The 15,320-nt window shown below is 45.7% G+C and carries 14 protein-coding genes and 2 rRNA genes; 3 read left to right on the plus strand and 13 right to left on the minus strand.

The window, feature by feature from the left end:
- Positions 1–188: 188 nt before the first annotated feature.
- From gcvH to FMS18_RS08795, 4 genes are all read right to left on the minus strand, one after another.
- Positions 189–578: a glycine cleavage system protein GcvH gene (gcvH, locus tag FMS18_RS08780; RefSeq protein WP_163293538.1), complete on the minus strand. Its 390-nt coding sequence runs from the start codon at positions 576–578 to the stop codon at positions 189–191.
- 47 nt (positions 579–625) lie between these two features.
- Positions 626–2,050 carry a dihydrolipoyl dehydrogenase gene (lpdA, locus tag FMS18_RS08785; RefSeq protein WP_163293540.1) on the minus strand — a complete coding sequence of 475 codons (1,425 nt, stop codon included), beginning with the start codon at positions 2,048–2,050 and terminating at the stop codon, positions 626–628.
- A gap of 24 nt (positions 2,051–2,074) precedes the next feature.
- The gene (locus FMS18_RS08790; RefSeq protein ID WP_163293542.1) at positions 2,075–2,503 is read right to left on the minus strand and encodes an OsmC family protein; all 429 of its coding nucleotides are present in this window, start codon (positions 2,501–2,503) and stop codon (positions 2,075–2,077) included.
- A gap of 417 nt (positions 2,504–2,920) precedes the next feature.
- Positions 2,921–3,907: a M48 family metallopeptidase gene (locus FMS18_RS08795; RefSeq protein ID WP_163293544.1), complete on the minus strand. Its 987-nt coding sequence runs from the start codon at positions 3,905–3,907 to the stop codon at positions 2,921–2,923.
- Between the two features lie 269 nt (positions 3,908–4,176).
- Here FMS18_RS08795 and FMS18_RS08800 point away from each other — a divergent pair, with 269 nt between their 5' ends.
- The 3 genes from FMS18_RS08800 (at position 4,177) to FMS18_RS08810 (ending at position 6,801) form a co-directional block, all read left to right on the plus strand.
- A complete protein-coding gene (locus FMS18_RS08800; RefSeq protein WP_163293546.1) occupies positions 4,177–5,412 on the plus strand; it encodes a M48 family metallopeptidase in 1,236 nt (411 codons plus the stop codon).
- A gap of 121 nt (positions 5,413–5,533) precedes the next feature.
- Positions 5,534–6,187: an L-fuculose-phosphate aldolase gene (locus FMS18_RS08805; protein WP_163293548.1), complete on the plus strand. Its 654-nt coding sequence runs from the start codon at positions 5,534–5,536 to the stop codon at positions 6,185–6,187.
- A 2-nt stretch (positions 6,188–6,189) separates the two neighbouring features.
- A complete protein-coding gene (locus FMS18_RS08810) occupies positions 6,190–6,801 on the plus strand; it encodes a MarC family protein (RefSeq protein ID WP_163293550.1) in 612 nt (203 codons plus the stop codon).
- A 48-nt stretch (positions 6,802–6,849) separates the two neighbouring features.
- On the opposite strand, the gene FMS18_RS08815 is transcribed toward FMS18_RS08810, so the two are convergent.
- The 9 genes from FMS18_RS08815 to FMS18_RS08855 all read right to left on the minus strand — a co-directional run.
- The gene (locus FMS18_RS08815) at positions 6,850–8,664 is read right to left on the minus strand and encodes a response regulator (RefSeq protein WP_163293552.1); all 1,815 of its coding nucleotides are present in this window, start codon (positions 8,662–8,664) and stop codon (positions 6,850–6,852) included.
- 375 nt (positions 8,665–9,039) lie between these two features.
- Entirely contained in the window at positions 9,040–9,588 is a 549-nt protein-coding gene (locus FMS18_RS08820; RefSeq protein WP_163293554.1) for a chemotaxis protein CheW, read from the minus strand.
- Between the two features lie 95 nt (positions 9,589–9,683).
- The gene (locus FMS18_RS08825; protein ID WP_163293556.1) at positions 9,684–11,720 is read right to left on the minus strand and encodes a methyl-accepting chemotaxis protein; all 2,037 of its coding nucleotides are present in this window, start codon (positions 11,718–11,720) and stop codon (positions 9,684–9,686) included.
- A gap of 173 nt (positions 11,721–11,893) precedes the next feature.
- Positions 11,894–12,238 carry an Hpt domain-containing protein gene (locus FMS18_RS08830; protein WP_163293558.1) on the minus strand — a complete coding sequence of 115 codons (345 nt, stop codon included), beginning with the start codon at positions 12,236–12,238 and terminating at the stop codon, positions 11,894–11,896.
- A 41-nt stretch (positions 12,239–12,279) separates the two neighbouring features.
- Positions 12,280–13,881: a glycosyltransferase gene (locus FMS18_RS08835; protein WP_239060993.1), complete on the minus strand. Its 1,602-nt coding sequence runs from the start codon at positions 13,879–13,881 to the stop codon at positions 12,280–12,282.
- 289 nt (positions 13,882–14,170) lie between these two features.
- Entirely contained in the window at positions 14,171–14,476 is a 306-nt protein-coding gene (locus FMS18_RS08840) for a type II toxin-antitoxin system RelE/ParE family toxin (protein ID WP_163293562.1), read from the minus strand.
- Complete coding sequence (locus tag FMS18_RS08845) at positions 14,464–14,700, minus strand: type II toxin-antitoxin system ParD family antitoxin (RefSeq protein ID WP_163293564.1); 237 nt, start codon at positions 14,698–14,700, stop codon at positions 14,464–14,466. The genes FMS18_RS08840 and FMS18_RS08845 overlap by 13 nt, the downstream gene beginning before the upstream one ends.
- A gap of 265 nt (positions 14,701–14,965) precedes the next feature.
- Positions 14,966–15,080: ribosomal RNA gene (rrf, locus tag FMS18_RS08850) — 5S ribosomal RNA — on the minus strand.
- 99 nt (positions 15,081–15,179) lie between these two features.
- Positions 15,180–15,320: ribosomal RNA gene (locus tag FMS18_RS08855) — 23S ribosomal RNA — on the minus strand; the annotation flags it as partial.

Below are 15,320 nucleotides of genomic sequence, written 5' to 3' on the forward strand. Positions count from 1 at the left end.
CGGCCCACAAAGCCAATTAAAAGAATCCCCGGCAGCCATAAGGTTACCGGGGATTTTGCTTTTTACTCCCGCCCGAAGAAAAGATCTCCTTAAAATTTCAGAGCGGCCCGCACAATGCAGGCCGCTCTTAAGGTATAAGCTCCGTCTAAGGAGTGGAATCCCGGCTATGGGGTCCGGGATCAGGTGGATTATCTAATTTTTGCTGCGTAATCTTCGTGGCTCAGCAACTGACTTTTATCAGCGTCCGCATCAAGGGCAATGCGCAGCATCCAGCCCTCTTTGTAAGGAGAAGTGTTTACATCTTCAGGTGCATCTTCAAGACCTTCGTTCACTTCAGTCACAGTACCGGAGATAGGCATATACAGACTGCTGACCGCCTTGATGGACTCAACAGAACCAAACTCTTCACCAACATCAAAATGATCGTCTGCGGAAGGCAGATCCACGAAAGCAACTTCGCCGAGTTGGTCCTGTGCAAAATCGGTAATGCCGACGACAGCAGTATTATCATCATTAATCAGCACCCAAGTATGCTCAGGGTGGTAAAGGACGTCTGCGGGAAAAGTAAATTCACTCATGATTATCTCCGAAAATTATATGTTGTTCTGAAAGGTTAAAGCAGGAATTAGCAGCCCCGGAGCCACGCTTCACAGACCTCGTAAAATCCCTCTGCAAGGGTTGGATGGGCATGGATGGTGTGGGCCACGTCAGCAGCAGTGAGTCCCTTTTCAATGGCAAGGGCTGCTTCAGCGATAAGGTCGGTGGCATGTGCCCCGGCAATGTGGGCACCGAGAATCTTTCCGCTCTCTTTTTCGCAGATAATCTTGAACATACCCGCAAGTTCGCCCATGGCCTGAGCTTTACCCAGCTCACGAAACTGGAAAACCTGTGAGCGGAATTCAATCCCTTTTTCAAGAGCTTCTGCTTCGGAAATACCAACTGTTCCAATCTCAGGAGAGGTGAAAATACCGGAAGGAATCACGGAATAATCAAGTTCGCGCTCTTTGCCGAGACAGTTATCCACTGCGCAAAGTCCTTCGTGGGAAGCCACATGGGCCAGCATGATCCGGGAAGGTCCGAGAATATCCCCGATGGCGTAAATACCTTGGGCGGATGTGCGCATGTTCGCATCTGCTTTGATCCAGCCGCGCCCATCAGTCTCAACCCCGGCTTCAGCTAACTTCAAACCTTCAGTGTTAGGAGTACGGCCCACAGCCACCAATACTACGTCAGCTTCAATTGTGGTCTCACCGGGCTTTGCGTTTTCAACAAAGGGAGAAGGCCCAAGCACACACTGAACTTTTCCGTCAACTACTTCAGCACTCTGTACTGTCTTGGCCAATTGCACCTTGATACGATGCTTTTTAGCCTCGCGTTGCAGAAGCTTGCTCATATCTTTGTCCACAGAGGGCACGGGAAGCAGGCGATCCATGCCTTCCACAATGGTCACCTCAGAACCGAAAGCACGATAGATGAAAGCAAGTTCACAACCGATTACTCCGCCGCCCACAACAATCATCTTTTCAGGTACATGGTCCAGATCAAGGGCGTCATCACTGTTGATGATATTCTTATGATCCACAGGCAGGGAAGGCAGCCCCAGAATGTTCGAGCCGGTAGCGATTATCACGTTGTCGCTCTTGATCTCTTCGGTTCCTTCTTCAGTATGAACGAGTACGATCTTATCAGGGCCTAGTTCCGCAGTTCCGCGCACCACACGGATATTTAAGGACGCACAGCTCTTTTCCAGACCTCCGCCAAGTATCTTGCGGACCCTTTCCTTGCGGGCCACAACAGCTTCCATATCGGCCTCGAAGCTTACGGATTCATCATTGCTGTCAACAGCGATGCCGAATTCCTTAAAACGTCCTGCGGTTTCAAGAACTTCAGCCGATGATTTGAGGGTCTTGGTGGGAATACAGCCGGTATTCAAACAGGTTCCGCCCATATCCGCTTTTTCAACCAAAGTAACCTCTGCTCCCCTCCGGGCGGCATCAAAAGCTGCAATGTGACCGCCCGGACCGGACCCTATAATGGTGATGGATGGCATTCTTTGCTCCTGTTATGAAATTTTTTACAATTCTTCGAGCTGAAGATTGTAGGTCATGGGGAATGCTTCATGGAGGGAAGCGGTGACCAAACAGCCCTTGCGCATAATCTTTTCCACCCGGTCAAAAATAAATCCGTAATCTTCATCCATGTGCACGGTCACATCAAGAGTAATGCCGGTTACACGGGCGCGTTTCTTTTCATCAACACCGGTTTCAAGAGTGGCGGTTCCGGTAATTCGCTCATACTCCGCACCACGGGTTTCCAAAGCCTTGCTCAGAGCACCGCAAAAACAATACAAGGCAGAGGAAGCAAGCAGCTGCTTGGCTGTTCCACCGCGCTCGTCCGCAGGAACATCAGTGTGATCGATAACAATCTCACCCAGAATCTTGGAATTTGTATCTATAACCTGCTTATCGCCTTTACGGTCGTATGAAACTGAAAGTTGAGCCATGTATATTCTCCTTTGTGATTTTTCAGACAATCTTTGTTGTCGCCCTAAGCTTCATTCATGCCAACGAATAAAACATTCAAAATTACAGGACATTAGAAAAGACAATGGAGATTTCACAACTATTTAACTATGGTTCAAGCCCTTTAACACGACACATATGTCATGTTGATTAACCAAACAATTTAGACATGGGTTGATATATAACGATCGCGTCTAAAACGACACTTTTGTCGCACCTTCATGTGTATTCAACGCATCTTCGCAAGAGATTCAATAAAAACGCAATCCATACTGCAAAAGTAGGCTTTCTTGGGCAGGCGACAATTTTGTCGTTAAACAAAGCCATAAATAGAACACGGCAAAAAAAAGGCCGCGTGAGCGGCCTTATAAAATATTGAGGAACAATGTAGATCTGTATTAAAAATCAAGCTTGATTGCTTTGGAAGCAGCGGGCTTCTTGGCAGGTGCTTTCTTCTTGGCTGGCTTCTCTTTTTTGCCGCCAGAGCTACCATCAAGACTGAAAGAGACGCTTTCCTTTTTGCCCTTACCACCAGCGGAAGACTTGGCCTTTATGTCGCTGGCTGTTGCACCGGGAGTGTATCCACGCCCGAAGATCTTGGGACCCAATTTATCGGAAATTTTCTTGGCCTCGCGGTTAAGCGGATTGGCCTTCAGCGCGGCGGCAGCGGCATCGTAAGCTTCTGTGTACATGCGCTTGCCAAGAAAAAGCTTGGCCTGCCGGATAAAAATACTTTCATTAGCCCCGAAACGGCGGACAATATCCTTAATGACTGCAAGAGCCTTATCCTGCTCAGTCATCATTTCATAAGCAGAGAGAAGCGAAATATAAGGTCTGCTGTCTGAAGGGTTTTTCTCAATTGCCCGTTCAAGATACTCCACCCCGTCAGATGGAAACCCTGTTTTCACAAGCCTGCCGCCGACATCCTGCAACAGTCCCCTTTCATCAGGAAAGGCTTCGGTAATTTTACGAAAATATTTTTTGGCTTCCTTGACGTTTTTTTCCATCAGGAATTTCTGCCCGGCCAGTACGAATTTATCAATCTGGTTTTTCTGCTTACGAACCTTCTCCACTGCGGCCTTTTCAAGTGCATTCTTGATGGTATCGTGAATTTTCATCAACAGGGCAGCAAGCTTCTTCTCTTGCCCTTTGACATATTTCAAGCCTCGGGGAAGTACGCGCTTAAGCTCTTCCATAGCCATGAGCTGCCGGAAAACTTCATCTATGAGAATTCCTATTTCAAATTTCTCCCGCCCGAAAACCTGACTTGATGCCAACTCATCAAGAGACAGACTCAGCGCATGCAAGCAGCGCATGTAATCCTTACGCTGTCCGTAAGACTTTGCGCGGGCGATATTTTCCTTAATACTTTTCGGCGAACTCATCTATAACAACTCCCTTCGAACCATACCTAAGTCTCCCCGACAATGGCCCGCGATCCAGATAAATCAAATTTAGTAATCTTAATATATAATTGTCGACTCAATAACGTTTCTTGTCAAGTTCTGAGCATCACTCAAATATCTGACAGCTTACCGTACTACCCTGCATTGACGATGCTCAGCCCAAAAGGTACTTATACGCCGTAACAGGTAAAAAAACCTAGAATCGTAATATAAAACATAATTCAACAATCCGAACCCACGACATTTCAATGAACATATACCTATTTATTATCATATTTTCCCTTGCCGGGGCATGCCTGCTCGGCTTTTTTGCCCGCCAGCTTAACCGCAAAGCCCTCTCCACAGAACTACCCGCAGAATTCAGCGGGACTTTCGATGTGGATGAGTACCGAAAATCGCAGGATTACACTAAAGCCGGCATAGGCTTTGAAAATATATCCAGTTCTATCTCTACGCTGATCACCATCCTGTTCATCCTCTGGGGCGGATTCAACTCCGTCGATCTCTGGGCCAATGGATTCGGTTATGGAGAAATTGTAACCGGGCTGATCTTTTACGCCGGACTGGCAGTACTCAGTGACTTAGTCTCCCTGCCCTTTTCGCTTTATAGCACCTTCGTCATCGAGGAAAAATTCGGTTTCAACAAAACCACTCTCAAGACTTTTTTCATGGACAAGATCAAAGGTTACCTACTGGGAGGAATTATCGGCGGGGCCATCCTCAGCGGTGTGCTGCTTTTCTTCAATGCAGCCGGTTCACTGGCTTGGCTCTGGTGCTGGCTGTTTACCGTACTCATCACCCTTGGCATACAATATATTGCCCCCACATGGATTCTGCCCCTGTTCAATAAATTCACTCCCCTTGAAGACGGAAAACTGCGCGATAAAATTGAGCAATTCGCCGCTGAAAACGGTTTTGAACTTTCCGGCATATTCATGATTGACGGCTCCAAACGTTCTACCAAAGCTAATGCCTACTTCACCGGATTCGGAAAAAAGAAACGCATCGCGCTTTTCGACACTTTGATCAATAACCTTTCTACAGATGAACTCGTTGCAGTGCTGGCCCATGAGATAGGGCACAGCAAGCTGGGCCATATCCGTAAAATGATGACTATGAGTATCCTCAACACCGGGCTGGTCTTTCTGCTTATGTCCTTTTTCCTCGGCAACAAGGAGCTATTTGATGCGTTCGGCATGCAGAATATTTCAGTACATGCTGGCTTGATCTTTTTTGCATTGCTTTACACACCAGTCTCAATTGTACTTTCCATCTTCAGCAATATCCGCTCCCGCAAGCATGAATTTGAAGCTGACGCATTTGCAGCAAAAACCACTCACAACCCGGAAGCACTGGTCGGAGCACTCAAAAAGTTATCGGTAAGCAATCTTTCCAACCTCACGCCGCACCCCTTCTACGTCTGGCTGGAGTACAGTCATCCTCCTGTCTTAAAGAGAATAGATGCGCTTAAAAAATTAATTTGATGCGCTGCGCGCTTTTGATTTAATAATTTAGCCTCCGGCGGCTTAACCCCTTTTGCAAAAGGGTTTAAGAATCCCAAAACCTTTTATTATGGCTTCGCCTCTTCGTATGGGACATTGCGATATGCTTTTAAAACAAGAAAGAGAATTAGTCGTTGAATATGGAAAGAAACTGCTGGAATCCGGTTTAACCACCGGGACTGGCGGCAACCTGAGTATATTTAATCGCGAGCAGGGTTTGCTGGCTATCAGCCCCAGCGGACTTGATTACCGGCTTTCCACCCCGGAAGATATTGTGGTTATGGATCTTGATGGCAATATCAAGGATTCAGAGCGCAAACCATCCAGCGAATATGGATTTCATACAATCCTTTACCGCGAACGAGAAGATGTAAACGCTGTAGTTCATACGCACTCTGTATACGCTACCACTGTAGCCTGCTTGAACATGGAACTTCCGGCAGTACATTATCTGGTCGGTTTTGCGGGCAAAAAGGTTCCCCTTGCACCATATGCCACCTTCGGAAGCCTCGAACTGGCCGAGAACGTAATCAAGACCATCGGCAACTACAATGCAGTCCTGCTGGCAAACCACGGGCTGATCACAGTGGGGAGAAAGATCGGAAATGCCTTTGATGCGGCAGAAGAACTGGAACTGGTTGCCAGAATCTACATTCAGGCTCTTTCTGTTGGAAAACCAGTTATTGTTCCTGACGACGAAATGGATAAGGTTATCGATAAATTTTCAACCTACGGACAGGCCGGCGGCAAGGACTAGTCATGGAAGCAGGACAGCTGAGCACAATTTTTGAAATCGCATTTCCACTTTTCCTGATTATGGACCCGTTGGGCAACCTTCCGGTCTGCCTATCCATGCTCCGGGATTTTTCACCTTCACGACAGCGCAAAATCCTGCTTCGAGAACTTTTCTTTGCGCTTGGGATCATTATCATGTTCATGTATCTGGGTGCCGGTCTCATGAAGATGCTCAACATCCACCAGTCAACTTTGCGAATTGCAGGCGGGGTGATCCTGTTCATCATCTCCATGAAAATGATTTTCCCGAAACCGGAAAGTGCCAGCGAAGAAATCGAAAAAGACCCGTTCATCGTCCCCATTGCAGTCCCTCTCTTTGCCGGACCATCCCTGCTGGCTGCGGTTATGGTCTACGGATCAAAAGGTGATGCCGGAATGAATGTGCTCTCCGGGGTGCTGATAGCTTGGGGTATGAGCTTCATCATTATGATGACCGGCCCGACCATGGCCCGGATACTGGGGAAAAGAGGACTCAGAGCATGTGAAAGGCTGATGGGCTTGATACTTATTCTTTTATCAGTGCAGATGCTTGAAGATGGGATTGCTTATTACATAACCAACATTCTGCCCCGCTAGGACGCACCTTCAAATTCAAAAAACTTTTTGTAACGGTAAAAAAGGAAACTACAACTTACCCAAAGCACTAAGGCGCTCAAAGGCTTTCGCAAGATTTTCCGTGCTGACCGGCTTGGCAATATAATCATCTACCCCGAGCTCGGACATTTTTTCGAAGTCACTTTCCCGGCCGTACGCACTCATGACTATAATAGGCAGGTTCCGCATGGGCGAGCTCCCTTGCCTGATTGCCGAGATGGCGGCAAAACCGTTCATCTCAGGCATTTGAAGATCCATGAGCACCAGATCAAACTCTTCAGTATCCATATAGTTGAGAACTTCGACCCCCGTACTTGCCGTTCTGACCAGATGCCCCCAGTTTTCAAGTTTTTTACGCATAAAAACCTGACTGCTTATATCATCTTCCGCCAGTATAATCCGCAAAGCCTGCACAGAGTCCGGAGCTTGTAGAGCCTTCTTTTTCCCGGCTGGAATTTTCAGACTGAAACCAAGCTCAGCGGGAGATTCGGTATTAAAGAACAACTCCCCATCAATTAGTTCCACATTCTGCTTAAGGCAATCAGAATAAATTTTACCCGACTCAGCCATACTCCCACTACCTGCAACATAAAAAGAAATTGTAGAATAACTTGCGGTTATGGAAGACAATTTCAGTCCTACATTAATATCTGAATCAGGGAAAACTTCCAGTCCGGAATTTATCAGGCAAAACAAGGCCTGACTGAGAACTTTGCGTTTGCAGATTATTGCCTCTGGAATACCGGAATCAAGAGAAAGGGAGATGGTCCGGTTCTGAATGGCTGCGGCAGGTAAAAAAAGCCCCACATTTTTTTCAAGGCAGGCAGCCGGATCAAGTGATTCCATCTCCTGCGGATCAAAATTCCCAGCTAGATCGTTCAGTGAAATATTAACCACATCTTTAAAACGTTCAGCTGAAATAACGCATTTGCGAACATACTCCTTGGCATCAGGAGCAAGGTCCATACTGTCCAGCACATGGAGGCTACCGATAATTCCGGCCAGCGGAGTACGCATCTCGTGGCAAAGAGACCGCATCAGAGCCGTATCTCCTTCTCCTTTTGCAAGACACACTTTTTCTACAGGCCCTGCAATCTTCCGGGCATACCCGACTATGGCTTCAGGATCACCCTCCCCATTGCGGCAAAGCACATGGCGCACATCAAGTTGCAGCTTCTCCCCACGGGAATTGAGAGCCGGAATCTGCATGGACAGCTCATTCCCACCCGCTGAAATATCTTTAAGCCTTTGTAAAAACTTATCTGCAATCTGCGGCGCGAGATAATTATAAATACTGGTGCCAACACACAGTTCAGGTGCCACCCCTGCAAAATCCGAAAATTTATTATTTACCTTTAAAAAATTACCATCAAGGTCATGGATGAACATGGTTTCGTCCGCATCGTTCATGACCGTCTCCAAATAACGGCGTTCCCGATCCAGATCGGAACGAAGTTCCTCCCGCCCGGAAATATCACGAACAGTGCCAGCCAATCCGCCTGCCTTGCCTTCATTTTCATCCACGTATTGCAACGTATAACTGAACCGACTCTGCTTCCCCTCAGCAGAGGTCAAAACCTTATCAAATCTATATATTCCGTCACTGGTACTGATTTCGTTAAAAATATTTTCCAGAACTTTCTCAGAATAAAGGTGCGCTAAAAGGGTGGGAAATTTACGCTCCAGATCACGACACCCATCGCCAACAAATGTAAGCACCCCATGCTCATCGGTAATGTAAAAGGCTACCCCGTCAACTCCGGCAACAGAAGCCGCCAAACGAGCAAAACGCAACTCCCTTTTTACAAGAAATGCTTTTATTTTCGAACCCGCAGCAACAAGCAAAGCCAATCCACAAACAAAAAATACCAGCCTCGGGAACAGATGCGGACCGTCCCAAAAAACTCCGGAACAAAAACACAGAACAGCAGCACTACCATATAAAAAAATAAATCTTATATTATTGGACAGAACCATTCCTGTGAAGCCTCATTATGTTTAAAAAGTTCCCAAACCCCAGAACACTTCAAAAGCACCCATAGACTTACTAATATTTTCGAGACACCACAACCAATGTCTTGATGATCTAAATTAGATTCAATAGATCAAACACAGAATCTCACGATTGAGACAACAAAACCAAAGCCCGTTTCCAACAAAAGGAAACGGGCATCTGGATAATTTTACATTAGGACAGAAAACTCTGCCGCGCAGAAAGTTCTACAAACTCAAAGTCATCCCCTGATCGGGATTAACTTCGGGAACAGCTTCCTGCGAAGGAGAATCCTGCTGCACACTCTTGAGCATGGCCAGCTCTTCCACGGACAGGATTTTATTAATATCCAGAATAATGACAAAGTCGTCATCCTGTTTACCCATTCCACGGATAAATTCAGTCTTGATTGTCGTGCCCATTCTGGGCGGCTCTTCAATCATATTTTCGGTAAGCTCAATTACTTCCCGTACCGAATCAGCCAATGCTCCCATTACCGTGCTTTCCCCGTCAAAAGAAACCTCAACGATAATAATGCAGGTATTGATGGTGTCCTCGGTCCTGCTCATTCCGAATTTAAGGCGCATATCAACTACAGGAACAGCATGCCCCCTGAGATTGATAACCCCGCGCATAAACTTTGGAGTTCTGGGGATTCTGGTTATGGGAGTAAGTTCCAGTACTTCCCGTACACTGGCTATATCCAATGCATAGATATCCTTGTTCAAAGTAAACGTCAGATATTGATTGGTCGTACTATTTATCTCAGCATTCATTCTTTCACCTGCCTCAATTTGATCATCCCTGTAACAACATACACTGCCTAATTGCGCTCACTATATATCAAGTGCGTAAAAACAACCAGTGCTTATCAGAATTTTTCAAAGTCATTGTCTGAAAAATCACTTCCCATGTCCAAAGAGACACCGCCGGAAGCTTCGCTTTCAGCCTTAATCTTGGGTTCTGTTGAGACATCCCTGATCCGGGCCATAGGAGCTGAAGCTCTCGGAGCGGAGGCATTGTGCGCAGGTGCGGATTTTACAACTGTCCTTGCCGCAGGCAGTGCCTGAACCCTTGACCGGGTCTGATTTCTGACCCTGAAGAAACTCATAACCTGCTGTAATTGTTCAGCCTGACTGGACAACTCTTCAGATGTAGAGGCCATTTCCTCAGAAGCGGAAGCGTTCTGCTGGGTAACTTGATCAAGCTGCTGTACTGCCTTGTTAATCTGCTCCGCGCCGGAAAGCTGTTCGCTGCTTCCTGCTGCAATTTCCTGCACAAGTTCAGCTGTTTTTTTGATATCCGGCACTAACTGGGTCAGCATATCGCCGGCTTTTTCAGCCACACTGACGGTACTGGAAGAAAGTTCACCGATTTCACCGGCAGCAGCACCGCTTCGCTCAGCAAGTTTGCGTACTTCCGCAGCCACAACGGCAAATCCCTTACCATGTTCCCCGGCACGTGCAGCCTCAATAGCGGCGTTAAGTGCGAGCAGATTGGTCTGACGGGCGATTTCCTCAATGATGGAAATCTTTTCAGCAATATTTTTCATGGCATCGACAGCCTTAGTAACTGCCTCACCGCCCTCTTCAGCCTGTTGTGAAGATTGCAGGGCTATCTGTTCAGTCTGGTGCGCATTTTCAGAATTCTGCCTGATGTTAGCGGTCATCTCTTCCATGGAAGCGGAAACTTCCTCAACACTTGCAGCCTGCTCAGTAGATGCCTGTGAAAGATTTTCTGCGGTAGCGGAAAGTTCTTCACTACCCGAGGCAACATTCTCGGAAGAAATGCCTACTTCGCCCACCACAGCAGACAACTTTACCACCATATCATTCAAGGCCGCAGCCAGATTTCCGATTTCATCACGCTGCTCAATATCCAGAGTTCTGGTAAAATCACCCTGAGCCATATGTTCAGCAAAAGAAACACCTTCACGGATAGGCCCGGTAATAATCCTGGTAACTGTTATGGAAATTATGGCTCCAAACACAAGGGCCAATGCCAGACCACCCAAAATCATGGAGAAGGAAGAAGTAACAACTCCTTGGGCAGACACTTGCTGCTCATCAAGCAACATCTGGCTGACATTCAGGGCATCAGCTCCGACTTCAGCCATGTCTTTCAACTCGGAACCCTGCAAATCGACTTTTTCAACAACAGAATTGAAGCCCGCAAGGTAATCCCGGGCTGCACTTTCAAGACCTCCCACATCGAGATCTGAATTAGCAGCAACCCAGCTGTTGCTACGAAAAGCATCGCACTTATCAATAACAGAATTCAGCAGGGAGCGGGTCTGCTTGATATATTCGTTTTTACCGGTTCTTAAATAATTGGAAAAAGTGAAACGGCTGGTAATGAATTTTTTTTCAAGATCAGAAATTGTTAAAAATGCTTCAAAAACATTCCCCATATCTAATCCCGCAGAGGCTCCGCTCATGCCTCTTTTCATGGCCTTGTTGGCGCGATCCTCAATTCTGCTAACTGCTGAATCAAGTCTTCCAACCGCAGCTACACAATTTTTTATAGCTTCTGTTTTCTCATGTTCATACTTTGCGTATTTATCAAAAATTTCATTATATCTAGATGATTTGTCGGCAACGGCAGTAATATCGGCAAGACCTTTACCGGCAAAAATATCTTTATTCGCCGAAATACTTTTCCCAATCTCATTTATGGAGCTGTGAAATTTATCTTCATATTCAGCAGTGCCCCGCAAGGTATAATAGAGAACCATCAATCTCGAGTTGTACATATCTGAAACAGCCCGGCTGACAACATCAGTACGTTTGGCTTCATCTGCAACTTTTGACAAGCCGTACCAACCGACAACGCCGACAACTGCTGTCAGCAGTAGAACAACGACAAATCCCCCACCGATTTTCCATCCGAGCTTCAAGTTTTTGAACATCTGATGTCTCCTGTTTGTCAGATACAACTACAATCTCAACCTTATAAAGAAAATAACACACCTGATCGAATCCAGATGTGAACCAGACTATTGACTAACATTCCGAAGTTAACATTTTTTTTCGTTTCAGTAACAATTTGTACAAACCAGACAATTTAACATAGCCAAATTTTCTACTTTTCAAGATGATCTTGAATCTTCTTAAGAACAGCTTGAAGTTCCAAATAAACTTTTGGCATAACCTCTCTAGCTCTTTCAAGATCGCCATTCCGGGAAGCCATTTCAATTTTTTCAGCCATCAAAGTTATCCCGCTGGCCCTGATAGTAGCGGAGATTCCTTTCAAGGCATGTGAATATTTTACAGCTTGAGACAGATCATCACTTCTAAGAGCTTCAGCCAGTGCTTCGGTCCGTGCAGGAGCATCTACTATATAAACTCTTAAAATTTCAGCACCGAGTTCCCGGTCTCCACCTAGGTGATTATAGAAAGCTTGCTCATTAAAAACTACATCAGACATTATAGTCCTCCGTTATTACAATATTTCCAGCTTTGCTATTATCACATTCCAGAACGATTAACCAACTTATAAAACAGAGGAATTTCTGACTCCATCTTGCGATAAAAAAAACGATCCTGCCCTGACTTTTCAGCGAGAACACGGGCATTCTCCAATTCCTTGAGCCCTTCCTGAAATCTAAAAACCTTAAGACTTGTAACCGCGACTTCCGCACTGATACGCCAGTCATCAGGATAATGAAGCGATAGATGAGAAAGAAATCCAAGCCGGGTTGGCTCACCACCCTTTACCCCGTTAAAAACAGAGTCAAGCTTCATATAGAGTTCTTTATCGGAAGGTCTGCGATGAAGAGCGGCAAAAAAACAATCTGATGCGCAAGATGGAATACCTTCATCTTCGTTAAAAGCAACACCGGACCGGATACTCAATCCGCTCTTGAATGCGGCATCACCCCAAAGCTTTAAAAGATGAACATCATCTTCGGGCTTAACAATATTCGCAGATCTGCCTAACGCGGCATAGGCATACCAAAAATGTTTTGCAACTTCCCACTGACCCAGCTTAAGGGCACTCAAGGAAGCTGACATATTAAAATAGCAATCGGACGAACTTAGACTTTTATCCAGATAAGGACGTACTATTTTCATAAACAGATCAGTCAGTCCGGATCGGGCAAAAATCCTGAATAAAGCGGCGTTACGCAATTCACTGTAGCCAAGAGAGAGTAATCTTTTTAAAAGCAAATCCCAATTTACACAATTATCACCGGCTTCACCCAACAAAAACTCACTCATGCAAAGCAACAACTCAGCCCTATCGGCAGAGATGTTACGCCGGGATAGCCCCGCAACGATTTCAGAGATCGCAGCAGCCCTTGAATCAGGTAAATGATCTTTCAATACCCGTGCATATGCGGCCATACCCACTGTACCGCTGAGTTCAGGGCTTTTTGTAAAACGATCAAGTCTTTCCTTCAGCTCAAGAACATCATTATAAACTTCAACTTCACGGCCTACCTCAAACAATTCCCCAAGCCCGCCTCCAACATCAGGAGTGACTATGGCACATCCACAAGCAGCAGCTTCGAAAAGCCTAAAATTTACTTCACCGAAAAGAGCTTCATTAGGGACGACTCTGGTTTGCCTGTAGACCGACATCATCTCATAATAATTCAAGCTGTCTTCGAGATTAAGGGCATATTGAGACTTCAAAAAATTAACAAACCAAAGCCGCGATCTCCTGTGCTCTGTTACCCTGCCTACAAAGGTGAGATCGTGCTCCCGTCTTGAATGCGGTATCACTCCGGAACCGACAGCCGCCCCCCCTGACAGGATAGCCATCCAAGGCATCCATTCAACTTTTGCACTGCAAGCTTTGCTAAACTGTGAGACATATTTTTTTTGTGTGGTCAGAACACAATCAAAAAGATCAGCATAGTATTTATGCCAGTACATATTCATGTGTGTATCCACGGACCAGAAAACCTTAATACAATCCAACTTATGAAGACCATGCAAAAAAAGTCTGCGCCCCAGAGACTCCTGCTGCAATATTACATCCGGACAAAAATCCATTTCATCTAACTTTGCAGGAAGATCAAGTCTTCCATCCTGCCCATGAAGATATTTAACCTCATTCCCCATTGCAATGAAGGCTTCCACTAGCGGCAGAGTACAATTTATCAACAAAAGTTTATGCATGGGAAAGGTATACGCTAAGCATATGCAACTTGAAAAGTTAAATTACAACCTGCTTTAGTTCAATTGTGCATTTCGAATGCGAGGACACAGAGAATGAATATCAAAATCGATCATTTTTTTCAAGTTAAATTACATATACTTGCATCTCTTTCTTGCATTTGGGCCGGAAAGCCCCCTTAATTTCTTAAGGGGGCTTTGAAATAAAAGCTTGCGACGACCTACTTCCCACTGGCTACCGAGGAGTGATTGCGGTGAAAAGGCCTTCCAGCTCACGCTTACCGTGAAGGACACGCACAACAACTATTCGCTTTGACTCGACCTTGTAAAGAGCAATATAATTTCCCACGGTCAGATATCGTAAGCCCGGCCGGATATCTTCACGCGCAGGACCGAGTAACGGATGTTTTGCAAGCAGGTTCACGCGCTCATTGATACGGTCCAAGATGCGATTTGCAGCATCTGGGTCATCTACTGCGATATATTTATAGATATCGATTAAATCCTGCCGAGCTTCCTGAGACCTAACTATTCTGAACATAGCTGGCGAAGAGCTTCAGCTTTGATGTCCTCAATTGTTTCATGAGGGTCAGCTATGCCACTTGCAATTCCTTCATCCCAAAATTGACCGACGAGCCTGCGGGCTTTCCATTCCCGCAATGCTTCACGAATAACTTCGCTGGAAGATGCATAATCACCAGAACTTACGGCATCACTGATGAGTTCGGCTTGCGAATCAGTGAGAGAGATACTTATTTTTTCCATGATAGCCTCCTGTCTTAAAAGTAGGAATATTTGCTACTTTGGTCAAGATAGGAACACCCAACTTTTCTATTTTCTACTCATTGTTGCTTGAGGATAAAATGGAACTGAGAACTTAATCTTATTAATATTGCTGTGTTCTTGTGTATTTTCTTTATTCGCAGACACGGACAAAACACTCACTTCACAAGAAGTGCAGGGATTTACAATATGCATATAAACGCAAGAAAGCCCCCCTTAATTTCTTAAGGGGGGCTTTTAAAATAAAAGCTTGCGACGACCTACTTTCCCACTGGCTACCCAGCAGTATCATCGGCGATGGAGAGCTTAACTTCCGAGTTCGGAATGGGGTCGGGTGTGACCTCTCCTCAGTGGTCGCAAGCAAATTTTGCTTGCTCTCGATGAAAATATATGGTTTAATAGAGAAGAATTAGAGTTCCCTAAACTTTAACCTTTGGGGGTTAAAGTTATAGGGAGAGAAGAAAAATAAGTCGCACGATTTATTAGTACTGGTCAGCTGAATGCATTGCTGCACTTACACCTCCAGCCTATCAACCAGGTGGTCTACCTGGAATCTTTAGATGCATAAAGCATAGGGACAACTAATCTTGAGGCAGGCTTCC

The organism is Desulfovibrio sp. JC022, from assembly GCF_010470665.1.
Classification (GTDB): domain Bacteria; phylum Desulfobacterota; class Desulfovibrionia; order Desulfovibrionales; family Desulfovibrionaceae; genus Maridesulfovibrio.